Source organism: Lederbergia sp. B243.17 (assembly GCF_057657925.1).
This window is the reverse complement of the sequence record NZ_JBWBKF010000064.1, coordinates 46,656-59,345: the sequence shown is the minus strand read 5'-3', so window position 1 is coordinate 59,345 and position 12,690 is coordinate 46,656. Positions and strand designations below refer to the sequence as shown.

At 45.0% G+C, this 12,690-nt stretch carries 10 protein-coding genes; all 10 read right to left on the bottom strand.

All coding sequences use genetic code 11. From position 1 onward, the window contains the following. Nucleotides 1-128: 128 nt before the first annotated feature. The 10 genes from AC0TWI_RS11970 to AC0TWI_RS11925 all read right to left on the bottom strand — a co-directional run bounded on the left by AC0TWI_RS11970 (nucleotide 129) and on the right by AC0TWI_RS11925 (nucleotide 12,618). Nucleotides 129-422, bottom strand: coding sequence for a hypothetical protein (locus AC0TWI_RS11970; RefSeq protein WP_488126568.1), 294 nt, complete (start codon nucleotides 420-422; stop codon nucleotides 129-131). A 613-nt stretch (nucleotides 423-1,035) separates the two neighbouring features. Then, nucleotides 1,036-1,371 carry a cupin domain-containing protein gene (locus AC0TWI_RS11965; protein ID WP_488126567.1) on the bottom strand — a complete coding sequence of 112 codons (336 nt, stop codon included), beginning with the start codon at nucleotides 1,369-1,371 and terminating at the stop codon, nucleotides 1,036-1,038. 19 nt (nucleotides 1,372-1,390) lie between these two features. Then, complete coding sequence (locus AC0TWI_RS11960) at nucleotides 1,391-2,218, bottom strand: ABC transporter permease (protein ID WP_488126566.1); 828 nt, start codon at nucleotides 2,216-2,218, stop codon at nucleotides 1,391-1,393. Continuing rightward, on the bottom strand, nucleotides 2,218-3,231 hold the full coding sequence (locus AC0TWI_RS11955; protein WP_488126565.1) for an ABC transporter permease: 1,014 nt from the start codon (nucleotides 3,229-3,231) through the stop codon (nucleotides 2,218-2,220). The genes AC0TWI_RS11960 and AC0TWI_RS11955 overlap by 1 nt, the downstream gene beginning before the upstream one ends. Before the next feature lie 94 nt (nucleotides 3,232-3,325). Then, nucleotides 3,326-4,918, bottom strand: coding sequence for an ABC transporter substrate-binding protein (locus AC0TWI_RS11950; RefSeq protein ID WP_488126564.1), 1,593 nt, complete (start codon nucleotides 4,916-4,918; stop codon nucleotides 3,326-3,328). 30 nt (nucleotides 4,919-4,948) lie between these two features. After that, nucleotides 4,949-5,917, bottom strand: a complete 969-nt coding sequence (locus AC0TWI_RS11945) for an ABC transporter ATP-binding protein (RefSeq protein ID WP_488126571.1) — start codon at nucleotides 5,915-5,917, stop codon at nucleotides 4,949-4,951. 13 nt (nucleotides 5,918-5,930) lie between these two features. Next, nucleotides 5,931-6,938 (bottom strand): ABC transporter ATP-binding protein, encoded by a 1,008-nt coding sequence (locus AC0TWI_RS11940; RefSeq protein WP_488126563.1) that lies wholly within the window; start codon nucleotides 6,936-6,938, stop codon nucleotides 5,931-5,933. 37 nt (nucleotides 6,939-6,975) lie between these two features. Then, a complete protein-coding gene (locus AC0TWI_RS11935; protein ID WP_488126562.1) occupies nucleotides 6,976-7,521 on the bottom strand; it encodes a helix-turn-helix domain-containing protein in 546 nt (181 codons plus the stop codon). Nucleotides 7,522-8,296: 775 nt separating this feature from the next. Then, nucleotides 8,297-8,677, bottom strand: coding sequence for a hypothetical protein (locus tag AC0TWI_RS11930; protein WP_488126561.1), 381 nt, complete (start codon nucleotides 8,675-8,677; stop codon nucleotides 8,297-8,299). Between the two features lie 272 nt (nucleotides 8,678-8,949). After that, complete coding sequence (locus AC0TWI_RS11925; RefSeq protein ID WP_488126560.1) at nucleotides 8,950-12,618, bottom strand: flagellin N-terminal helical domain-containing protein; 3,669 nt, start codon at nucleotides 12,616-12,618, stop codon at nucleotides 8,950-8,952. Nucleotides 12,619-12,690: the final 72 nt, after the last annotated feature.

Genomic DNA, 12,690 nt, shown 5'->3' with positions numbered 1-12,690 from the left:
ACAATAATATCTTCTCCATCTCTCCAAGCCCCCAGCTAAGTTATCTTGAAGCACAAGCATAACTTAACAGGAGTGATATTTGATAGAAGAGTGTTTATTCCTGTTTAGCAAGAACTGTTAACTTTAGTTTAGCAGTCACACGTGAGCAGTTCCCACAGGTTCATGTCGACATAATCCTGTTTCTCCCCGTCTTCCGAAAATTCCTCCTCATGCTCTTCTTTCCATTCCTCCGGCACTTCCTTCTGCTTTTTCTGCTCCTTGTCCAGGTCCCAGGCCGGCGCGTCCCATTTCGGGATATCCCATTTCGGCGGGTTCCACGTTGGCACGTCCCATGCCGACGCCGTCTGAAGGAAGGGAGAAAAATTCCCGATCAGGAAAATGACGGCCAGCACAGGCAAAAGCAGTTTACGAAGCTTATCCACCCCATTCACTCCTCTCAATTGTTCGCGGCATCCGGATATGTATATACGAAGGATTGCGAAATTGAATGCCGCCCTATGGGAAATAGGAGATGTAATTCAATATCCTTCCATCCCGTCTTCTTAAGTAAATATCAGCTCAACCTATTGGTCAAACACTGATTTCACGGTGTCAGAGAAGGTATCCGGGAGGAAAATCCTATATAAAATATGCATTTTTTCGCGAAACTGAGAGGAAAGAAATAGACACCACAGGAAATAGAAAAATAATCAGGAAGTAAGGCATAGGTTTTTCTTTCTTTATTGTCTTACAAATACAGACAGGGACCTTTTATTCATTTTCCCATACAAGAACCACTTTCCCTAGTAGACAGTCAGCCAATCTATCATTTCCAACTTGCTTTGCAAATTCAATCGAAGACAGGCTTGCCTTGTTCTTCGAGTGAACATCGAGATGATACTGCATGACCAGCTCAACAGCAGAACATGGTAGGCAGGATCTAGGAGAGCTAGAGGTGGCAGCATTCATTCTTTTTTCAATCGCTGTACACTGACTGAATAGGATTGCAATTTAAAAGGGCCAAATATCCTCGGATATTTGGCCCTGATTGAAATTTTATGCCTTCTTCACCATAAAACAAACAAGCATGCACGGTTCACTGCCCTCGTTGATGCACCAGTGCTCTTCACCTGCTGGAATCAATGTGGCATCTCCGGCTTTTTCCACACTGTATTTGCCATTGCTGTACGTATTGACTTCACCGCTGTAAATAAAGGAATACTCGTCCTCTTCGTGGCAGCTCATTCCCTCTGCGGGAACCCGCTCACCTGGCATAAGTGAAATGACGCTCATGCTGACTTCTTTAAAATCACCCTGATTGGTGAACAGTTTCTTCATTTCATACATCGGCATGCCAATTGGCTCCACTTGTTCAATATTGATTTTTTCCATGTTGTTTTCCCGCCTATCTTTATTTAAGTTTTGGATCAAGAAAATCTCTTAATCCGTCTCCTACGAAGTTAGCCCCGACAGAAATTGAAAAGATTGCCAATCCCGGGAAGGTCGACACCCACCAATTCTGGATCACTTTTGCTCCGCCTGACACCATTGAACCCCATTCTGGTGTAGGCGGTTGTGTGCCTAGACCGAGGAAGCTTAGTCCAGAGAACATCAGGATGGCGTTCCCCAGGTCAAGCGTTGCCATGACAAGCAACGGCCCAAAGCTATTCGGCAGGATTTCCAAAAACAGAATACGGATATGCGAGGCACCCATCACACGTGAAGCCGTCACATACTCGCTTTCCTTCAAAGAAATGACCATCGACCGCATCAATCGCGCATAGTTCGGCCACCAGATGATGGCCATGGCAATGACCGAGTTCATAATGCTCGGCCCTAGTGCAGCCGCAATGACCATTGCCAAAATAAGGGGCGGAAAGGCCATGATCAGTTCTGAGAACCGCATCATCACTTCGTCTACCAGCCCGCCTTTATATCCGGCGATCCCTCCGAAAAGAATTCCGAAGGCAAAGGCACTAATTACGGTAATAACCCCTGCAGTTAAGGATATTCTCGAGCCATACATTACACGTGAAAATACATCACGGCCCAGTTCATCGGTCCCAAAAAAGTGTGTAGAGCTTGGAGGCTCGAATCTGCTGGACAGATCTTGTGCTGTTGTACTATGCGTGGCGATTAGCGGCGCAAAAAAGGCGATAAAAATCCACAATATGCATATGATTAATCCCAGTTTAAATAAAAATCCTTTTTGAGTGATGAAAGATTTAAATGTTCGCATTACCGGTACCTCACTCTCGGATCGATTACTCCATAAAGGATGTCGATTACCAGGTTAATCACAACGTAAATAAACGCAATTAATAATGAAACGCCACAAATGGCAGGAAAGTCGAGTGAAACGGCCGAGAGATAGGCATATTGGCCAATGCCTGGCCAAGCAAAAATATTCTCGACCAGCACCATTCCGCCTAATAGATTACTGAACCCCATACCGGCTACTGTCAGGACCGGGATCATTGAATTGGCAAGCGCATGCCCCATAATAACCCCTGATTCTTTTCGGCCTTTTGCCCTGGCTGTCCGGATATAGTCCATCGACATGACCTCAAGCAGGTTCGACCTTGTTTGCCGTGCAATCAATCCCATCGTGAACAATCCCAACACGGTTCCTGGAAGAATTAAGTGCATCATCACATCCCCAAACAGGTAAAAATCACCGCTAAATAAGGAATCCAGCAATAACAGTCCTGTACCGCCTTCCGGTGTGGAGGATCGTGAATCAATCCTTCCCGGTCCAGGTGTAAGACCTAATTTAGAAGAAAATATAAAGAGCATGATTAAAGCAAACCAAAAGCTTGGTATCGAAACCCCGCTAATTGATATCGTACGGACAACGTGATCAATCGGCTTATTCCGGTAAATTGCAGAGATGATGCCAAGTGAAATCCCAAGCACCAAGGCAATGACCATGGCTGCTATCGACAACTCCAACGTAGCCGGGAAAAACTGCATAAGGTCTTCCAGCACCGGCTTTCCTGTGCGGATGGATGTGCCGAGATCACCGGTAAGCAAGTGCTTGAAGTATAGAATAAACTGTGTGAATAAGGATTGGTCCAATCCCCATTTCTTTTCAAAGGCTGCGACAATCTCCGGATTGTTCAATGCTGCCTGACTCAAATTCGCAGCGACCGGATCACTCGGCACCAAATGAGAAAGGATGAAAACGAAAAGCGATACACCGAATAATAGAAAAAGAAGGAACAATAAACGTCTCCCAATAAATCTAAGCAAGATCGATCCACTCCCGACTAAAAACAACATCTTTCTTGCATATAGCTATTCGCAGATACGCCTATCCGCGAATAGCTATAGCAGTCTTCAAAGATTATTTCGCCAGCTTCAGTTCATTTAAATGCAGCTTGCAAAGGTCGTTATACTCAACCCCTTCAAGATTCGAGCTGACTGCAAATGATTTAGGGTGCTGAACCAAAAAGGCATAAGGGCTCTCTTCTGCAACAAGCTCCTGCATTTTTTCGGATAGCTCTGCACGCTTAGCATCGTCAATTTCCACTTTCGCTTGTTCTGCTAAGCTTACCAATTCAGCATTGGCATCCGATGGTTGCCAATTCGCACGTGCTCCGACAATATCTCCCGGCATAAATGCCAATTGATTGCTTAGGTCATAATAGTCCGGTGACCAGTGCATGACCAGGAATGGAGACTTTCCGTTTCTGTAATCCTCAATGACTACACCGATTTCTCCTGTCTTAATCTCTGCATTGATATTGATTTTGGCGAGGTCTTCTTTCACCTTTTCGGCAATCGTTGTCCATGAAAGCCCTTCGGAATCATAGTTTGCAGCTGTTAGAGGAATCGTAAATCCGTCTTCGTAGCCCGCTTCCTTCATCAGTTCTTTTGCCTTTTCAATATCTTGATAGTTTTCCGGTCTTGATTTCGCCCCAATAAAGCCGTCTTGGACAAAGGACAATGGAAGCAGCGCTCCATCACCTGCAAGCTGTTGGTATCCCTCATAGTCAAGTGCGTAACGTACAGCTTGCTGAACAAGAGGATCCGCCATCTCTTTCCCGATCGCCGGATCGTTGTTCATTAATAAAAACGACTCGGTGGAAGTTGGCGCAGATACAACTTTTGCGTTCCCGCCTTCCTTGATTCCTTTCACTTGATCAGGTCCTACACTTAGAGCAACATCAATTTCACCTTGTTCAAGTGCTTGAATTTGCGTGTTTGGATCCGGCATTTCTTTGATGATGATTTTGTCTGCATTCACAGTTCCCTTGTAATGCGGGTTCTTTTCCAAAACCATTTCTGTGTTTGCTGTCCACTTTTTCAAAACATACGGTCCGCTGCCGGCTGATGTTCCATCCAGGTAGGCAGTGGCACTGTCAGTTGTACTCGCATCTTCCCCATCCGTGCCGCCGTTCTCTTTCACAACTTTGCTATCTACAACGGCGAACGGATTTCCTGTAATTTTTGACAAGAAGGAGGCGTCTCTCTCTTTAAGTGTCACAACAACCGTTTTGTCATCCTTCGCCTCTACTTTTTCAACCCCTGCTGTAAGGGCAGAAGCGTTGTCCTTGATATTGATTGTACGATTAAAGCTGAAGACGACATCCTCGGCCGTCACATCGTTGCCGCTTGAAAATTTCCGGCCTTCGTCAAGCGTGAATGTGTAAACAAGTCCCGTCTCATCTACCGTATGTTCTTTGGCTAGAGCCGGCTTTGGTGTGAGGTCCGATCCTTCCAGCATGTATAAGTTTTCATAGGTCGCATAAAAATAGAAGTTTCCGTACACTTCATACGCACGAGCTGGATCCATCGTTTTCCAGTCGGAGGCAATCCCGATTACGATCGTATCTCCATTCGACTTGGACGATCCGCCCGTCTCCGCCTTCTTGTTACAGGCGGCGAGTGATAGAGTCAAAAGCAATGCCATGGCCAGTAATGCAATTTTCTTCATACATAAGACCCCTTTTTATTTTTTTATAGTTCACTTTGTACACAAATGACAGGCAACAAAGTGTTCGCTATCTGTCTGAATAAACTTCGGTTCTTCCGACCTGCAGATATCCATCGCGGCCGGACATCTTGTGTGAAACCTGCAGCCGGCTGGTGGATTGGACGGACTCGGCACATCTCCCCTAAGAATGATCTTCTCACGCGGACCTTCTCCTGTATCAGGAATGGAGGAGAGAAGCGCTTTTGTATAGGGATGCTGCGGATTTCCATAAAGCTGATCGCGCGTTGTCAGTTCAACGATTTTGCCTAAGTACATAACGGCAACCCGGTCACTGATATGGTGAACGACGCTCAGATTATGAGAGATAAATAGATAAGTAAGATTCAGCTGTTTCTGCAAATCCTCAAGCAGATTGATTACCTGCGCCTGTATCGACACATCCAAAGCTGAGACAGGCTCATCGCATACAATCAGCTCCGGATCCAGTGCCAATGCCCTGGCGATTCCTACCCGCTGTTTCTGACCGCCCGACATTTCATGTGGAAACCGGTCGAGAAAGCGGCTTGCCAAACCAACCATATCCATCAATTCCGTGATTTTTGCTTGGCCGCCTTTTATTTTGTGGATTTTAAACGGCTCCAATAAAATTTGTCTTATTGTCCTGCGTGGGTTCAAACATGCCGAAGGGTCCTGGAAGATCAATTGTGCCTGTTTGGCGAACTGTTTTCGTTCGGACTTGCCAATACTCGAAATATTCTTCCCGTTAAACATAATTTCCGTCCCTGCGTCAGGGGGATAGAGACCAAGCAGTGTACGGCCAAGCGTGCTTTTGCCACATCCGCTCTCACCGACAAGGCTAAATGTTTCTCCTTTTTTAATGGAAAAAGAGACATCATCCACCGCTCTGAGCAACCCTCTTTTTCCGTCCGAACCTTTAACCTGGAAGGTCTTTTTCAGGTTTGAAACCTCCAGAATGTTCTCTGGGACAGGATTCTCCATTTCTCTTTCTCTATCAGCAGTAACTGTTAGCGGCACTTGGTTGATCCCCCTCTCTCGCACTATCATAAAGGAAGCATCTAACTTCCCGTCCATCTTCCTGTTTAAATAATGAGGGAGCTTCTAACCTGCACCGCTCCATCGCAAACTTGCAACGGGGATGGAAGCTGCAGCCGACCGGCATATTCTGCGGGTCGGGCACCGTGCCCTCGATGGCCTCGAGCCTGTCTACTTTACTCGAGATTTTCGGAATCGCATTCAGCAGTCCCTTCGTATACGGATGAAGCGGATCTATAAACACTGATTCCGTCGGGCTCTTTTCAACAATTTGCCCGGTGTACATGACGGCCACATTCTCACACATCTCTTTGACTACCCCTAAATCATGGGTGATCATGATGATGCTCATATCGCCCTTTTTCCTCAGGCTGTTCATTAGTTCCAGGATTTGGGCCTGAATCGTGACATCCAATGCCGTTGTCGGCTCATCCGCAATCAAGAGCTTTGTATTGCAGGCAAGCGCAATCGCAATCATGACCCTTTGCCGCATCCCGCCGGACATTTGGTGCGGGTACTCATGAAACCTCTGTTCCGGGGAAGGGATTCCAACTAGCCTCAGCATCTCAATCGCAGTCTTTTTCGCCTCTTGCCTGCTAACGTTTTTTTGATGAATCCGAATTGGCTCCATGATCTGTTTGCCGCAAGTATGCAATGGGTTCAGGGAAGTCATCGGCTCCTGAAAGATCATCGAAATCGAGCTTCCTCTTATTTTGCGCATCTCCTCAGATGAGAGCTTCAACAAGTCCTGCCCGTCAAAATGGATATTGCCCGTAATCTCGGAGTTGGCATTCTGCAAGAGACCCATAATGGCAAGTGAGGTGATGCTCTTCCCGCTTCCGCTCTCGCCGACGATTCCGAGTGAACTGCCCTCTTCCAATTCAAAGCTGATCCGATCGACCGCTTTGACAGCACTCTTGCGCGCTTTGAATTGAATTGTCAAATCTTCTACTTTCAGTAATGTCACTGGCCTCACCTTTTCAAATGAATTGGAACTTGCGTACTTAGTTAAAAATCACAGGTGTGATCACAGAGAGCAGCACCGTTTCTTGGTCAAGCGGGTTTTCCCAGGTATGTGAAAGGGTTGACGGAAAATGGATTGCTTCCCCCTCCCGCAAATAATATTCTGTCCCATCAACGGTCAGTAACACCGCTCCTTTCATGACATAATAAAACTCCTCGCCCGGATGGTTGAAAATCTCCCCCTCTTTTTGATTCGGCTTAATGGTGACGAGAAACGGCTCTAATTTACGATCGGCAAAACTATTGCTTAATCGAATGTATGAGGAATCGGAACTCTCTATTTTAAACGGCTTTTGGTCTTGTTTTTTCACTGCGTAATTCAGATTTTCCGTCTCTTCGAAGAAATGAATCATTTTTACCCCAAATGCGTCAGCGATTTTCTTCAGCGATGTGATAGCAAGGGAGGAAGCCCCTCTCTCGATTTGGGATAGAAAGCTAACGGACAAATCGGTCTTCTCGCTTAAATCCTTCAAAGTCATCCCTTGTTCTTGGCGCAATTGCTTGATTTTTAGAAAAATTTCTTCCATAACTGAATTCCTTTCTTTTGTAGCAGGAATTTTACTGTCACACTGTAAGTATTTATGATTTTATCATAATTCTATGAAATGTAAACAAATATTCTAAAAAATTTTAATATATGGAGTGATTCGATATATTTCATTACCTTCCAAGTAGTAAAAAAGAAAGTGCCATCCCCTATTAGGAAGGCACTTTCATTGAATCTATTTGTTTTATCGGAACAGCTGGTTCAGCTCCACCTATTCCGGCGTCGGGTTATCCTTCTTTTCGAAAGATTCTGTTTCCCAGTGCTGTTTCAGCCATTTGTCTAATGCGGATGGTGTCAGGTTATACTCACTGGTGATCTCTTTTCATGATTGATATCTTCCTTAACTGATTAAGCGTTAGTAGACCATCTGAAAAGCGAAGGATCAACGAAACTTGACAGGGAGTCTCCTTCCTCGGCCATGCCCCCGTTCAGGACATCAGCTAACTCCATATCTTAATTTGGCCCACCAGCCAGGCTAGCATACCCCCACTCCCCATAAGGTTTCTCATATCTCTCCTATGAATAAGAGTCAATGTTTGGCTTCTAGTTGGACTTGGCCTTAATTTTAAGTGTAGCCATCCATTCCTTCTTTATATTGAAAGAACGTTCCAAGTAAGTGTCAATAAAGTAACTTTAATTCATTCGATTAGCAAACTAATTTAACGAATAGAGCACTCGCTTGGAGTCTCACATAGAACCTATTTCCACCTTCCCAGTTTGATTACTAAAGAAAATTTCTATGCTTTTGATAGACTTTATTTAAATCGGCCGCCATAATACGTATTTGGAATTCTGCCGTCAGAATTTGGGTTATAGTTACTTCTAAATAGATCTCCTTCGATAAAAGCTCTCCTTACAATTTCCTCCACCGAATATTTTCCACTATCTATTTTTTCTCTCTTAATAGCTAGCTTAAAATCTATTTCAAAAGTAAAGTTTGGTATGTCAGGCACTTCGAACCTTGGCTTAATATGCAACAAATAATATTTTCCATCTGCAGAAAGCACTAACTTTACCTTGTTTATATCGTCAAATGAGATCCCGAGTTTTAGCATTTGGCTTTTCTTAGAATACTTCAGCAAAGCGTTATGATCTTTCATTTTGGATAATTTGAATTCACTAGGTTTAAAGTCCACAGGTATCATCCCCATCCTGCTGCATAAATTGAACTAGTCTAAATCTCAATAATCTCTTTGCACATTCTACATTTAATTCTTACTGATCCCTTTACATAAGAGTTCTCATCTATCTCATATAGGAAAGTATTACACTTAGGACATCTGTTCTTAACAAAGTGCTTTTCATGAGTAATACCTTTTTTCAGAATCCTATCTGCAAAGAGGTCCTGTATTCTTGTCATTTTCGCCACTTCCTCCTCCTACATTTCGATCAAGCCGGCTGAATACGGTCATCTCAACAACTCCACTACCCTCTCCGCCTGTGTATTCGACTGTGCCAATATTGCTTGTGAAGCTTGCAGGAGGATGTCGGTTTTAACCTTTTCCGTCATTTTCTTTGCCATGTCTGTATCACGGATTTTGGATTCGCTGGCGATCAGGTTTTCGGCGTAGTTTCTGGCGTTGTTGATGGCATGTTCGAGCCGGTTCGTAATGGCTCCAACATAGGATCGCTGGCTACTCACGTATTGAATCGCACTGTCCAGTCGTTTCAATGCTTTATTGGCGTGTTGCGGATCGTGAATCATGAGGGTGTTTACCCGCAGGATTTCTCCTGAGACGACGACTCTTTCAAAAGTGATTTGGTCGCCTGCATTGGCGCCGATTTGAAATTTCATCGGATCCTGGTTCTCTCTTTCATCCGTTTGGAAGAAGAGAGTGCCGCGAGCGTTCCCTCTGATTCCGTCGATGGGAATTTGTCCGACTTCTTTGCTGCTTAACTTTAGCTTTCCTTCAAAGTAGGAGGCGATGACATTTGCGTTGGAACTCTGGAGTTGCCGGTTGATTTCCTCCAGCAGATCCTCCGATCCATAGCTCCCTTCACTCAGCACAAGCTTTTTCTCAAATCCGTCCACTTCAAAAATGAACGTATCATTGACACCTTGTTTGATCTCTGTTGTGCCAGATAGGTCGACAACCCCGATTGTGTATGTCGGTTTTGGCTCTCCTTCTGCACGGTAGAAGAACGTATAAGCCGCACTTCCGCGGACGCCGTCAATCCGGTAGCTGCCGGAATCATTTCTTCCGTCTTCTTTCGTTTGCACCTTGAACACGAGCTTATCGCTATCATTTTCTGCTGTACCGCTTGTCACGCCTCCCATTTGAGCACGGACCAGGTCAGGGTAAAGTCCCTGTCGGCTTAATTCCGATTCAAGAGACCGATTCAATTCCGCTATGAGAGAAGCAGAGTTATAATGACCAGCCTCCAATGACAATTCCAACGTTCTTTTCACACCGTTATGGTAAAAGTCCAGCATCAAACTGTCATTGACATTCGGGTTGATTACAAAGTCTTTATCCAGCAGCCCTTCCCGGCCGACGATATACGTTTCTTGCTGCCCTGTATAGCCATTGCTGCTTGCGTACGGTTCGGTTACAGTAATTTTTTTTTGGAAAAAGTCGCGGAAAAATCCGCCGGTGAATGATCCGAAAGTATGTTGACTCCCGGCGTCTTTGGCAGACAATCTGATTGTACCTTCATATAGCTTCGCTGCAGTAATTTCATCTCCGGACAGGCCCTTCGTCAGCAGCTGTTCTTTAAGTGTTTGATTAAGCGCAGTGATTAGATCACTGTCACTGTAATTACCTTGTGCAATTGACAATGTAATATCATAAGCCACACCCAGATGATTAAAAGTAAAGTCCATTTTGCTGTTTGATTCATCAACTATGTTTGTAGCTGGCAGTACGTATTTTCCAGTTATAGTGGAAGTGGTGACTGTACCTGTACCGCTGTAGGAGTATGGGGGCGAGACCTGTTTTTTGCCCATGATAAATTCATGAGATGTGCCGCCGAAGCCGGATAACTGCTGGCCGCTCCCCTTTTCCTTCGTTTCAATAACGAACCGACCGTCACTTGTCAGGCTTGCAACTACTCCTTTCGCATCGAAAAGAGAGCGGTTTGCATTCAAGAACTCTTGCGCATTGGCATACGCCCCTTTTTGCAAAGCAATCTCGATCTCTTCGCCATTCATAGTGAAGCTCATTCCGTTATTATCATCATTGAGGGTTATACCCTGTTGCAAGGATGTTATTCCCTCGGCCTTAGCCGCATAGTACGTATACTCAGGCGGACGGACGATCCCTTCAGGAGGATTGACAACCGTCGTCTTTCCATTTGTAATCAACGGATCAATGACAGCAGTCCCGTTCAGAAGGGTTGCGGCCGCAGATGAACTCGGGTCAATCCAGAATCCTCCAGACCCTTTTACTTCATGACTGAAAATCAAGGCAGACTGCTGATTCGAGTCGGTAGTAGGAGAAAGAGATACTGAGACCTGTTTCGGCCCAAGCTGCCGGTTTAATTCTGCTGCCAGTTCTTCTTTGGTGTAAGCCTTCTCCTCAAGTACAACGGAAACAGTCTCTCCATCGATTTTCATATTCAATGTGTTGTTCGTACTGTCGATGACCGTTGTCCCTTTTATTCCGAAACGACCTGTCACCTGCGCTGCGGTCTCCGTACCATTTACCGGATCGAACAGGACGTAATCCACCTTTTCATTCACAAATAAACCTTTGAACGAAGGAGATTGCTTGTCGATAACGACGCGGCTATTCGAGCCGAAATAATTGCTCTTAATCCAAAGTCTGCTGCGGGAATCGACTTCAGCAACTGCATCGATTCCCATCATTTTAAACTCATCATTTATCCTGGATGCAATGTCTCTTCCGCTCAATGTTTTTTCTGTTTCATCGTCCTGCAGAAAACTCACTGTAATTGGCTGAGTCTTCTGGTCAATAAAAATACGGAGTTCATCGTTGACTCCATTTTGCATCTTTACACCAGCGGACAGATCCGCGTATCCATATACTTGAGCGCGAGATTTTGATATAGAACCGCTCTTTGAATTGTCATACAGGATAGAAGTGATACCGTCAATTTCAATCATGTTGCCGCTTAGGCCTGTAATAACATATCGGTTGGATGTAAGAGCGATTCGATCATCTCCATACTTGATCGCCTGAACATCCTTCTCTCCATTCTCCTCAAGCTGGCGGTTCACCTCGTCAATGACTTCATCGAGACTATACTCCCCAGCCCTGAATTTCAGTGTATATTGCTTATCGCTTCCCGCAAAAAAGGATAATGTATCACTTTGACCGCTGACAATACGGATCTTGTAATTTTCAAACTTGGTAACGCCAATCACCATGCCTGGCGGATTCCCAAGCGTATATTCATAGAATAAAAAGGATGCCCCGCCCTTTATTGAATCGATTGATTTATTGTTTTCCGCCTGAAGGGAAATCGCCCCCTTATCGGTCACATTCACAATCAGATTAGGGTCAATCTCCATAAGACGGTCATCCAGCAGATCGGCTATTTCCCCTACTGAATAGACCCCTTCAGGGATCGACAGCTTTTTCACTGTGCCGTCAATCGTGATTTCCAAATCGCTGTTATATCCGTCAACAATTTGTATTGGGCTTTGAAAATAGTGATTCCCTTCCAGTTGAACAAAAGAAGGCTGATGGGCTTCAATCACAGGCATGCTTCCCCACTCGGCCGCTTTCGGAAAACGGTCAAGTGAAATCTGCAGCTGGCGGAACTCCGTCTGAAGCACATCCCGGTCCTCCGCCGTTAAAGTATCATTCAGCGACTGCACCGTCAGCTCCCTCATCCGCTGCAAAAGTTCCGTCTCCTCCTGCAAAGCTCCATCAATTATATTCATCATCATGCGCGCATCCTCACCGTTCCGCTCTGCCTGATAAAGACCATGGATCTGTGCCCGCATCCCTTCACTAATTGACAGACCCGCCGCATCATCTGCAGCCTTGTTGATTGACATGCCGGAGGACAGCCTTGCAGCGCTTTCAGCATTCTTTTTCATCGTTTTATTTATCTGATTCAGGGTTTTTAACCCAACAATATTGTGCCGAACTATCACGAGAACCACCATCCGGTTGTGGAATTAGATTTTCATAATAATTATATCGGCAATCTTGCGTGGAAAATTAAGTAATTAAATGGT

Bases quoted from the DNA above. Each gene is read 5' to 3' on its own strand.
- AC0TWI_RS11925 (WP_488126560.1), bottom strand. From the start codon at position 12,618: ATGGTGGTTCTCGTGATAGTTCGGCACAATATTGTTGGGTTAAAAACC.
- AC0TWI_RS11950 (WP_488126564.1), bottom strand. From the start codon at position 4,918: ATGAAGAAAATTGCATTACTGGCCATGGCATTGCTTTTGACTCTATCA.
- AC0TWI_RS11945 (WP_488126571.1), bottom strand. From the start codon at position 5,917: ATGGAGAATCCTGTCCCAGAGAACATTCTGGAGGTTTCAAACCTGAAA.
- AC0TWI_RS11960 (WP_488126566.1), bottom strand. From the start codon at position 2,218: ATGCGAACATTTAAATCTTTCATCACTCAAAAAGGATTTTTATTTAAA.
- AC0TWI_RS11965 (WP_488126567.1), bottom strand. From the start codon at position 1,371: ATGGAAAAAATCAATATTGAACAAGTGGAGCCAATTGGCATGCCGATG.
- AC0TWI_RS11935 (WP_488126562.1), bottom strand. From the start codon at position 7,521: ATGGAAGAAATTTTTCTAAAAATCAAGCAATTGCGCCAAGAACAAGGG.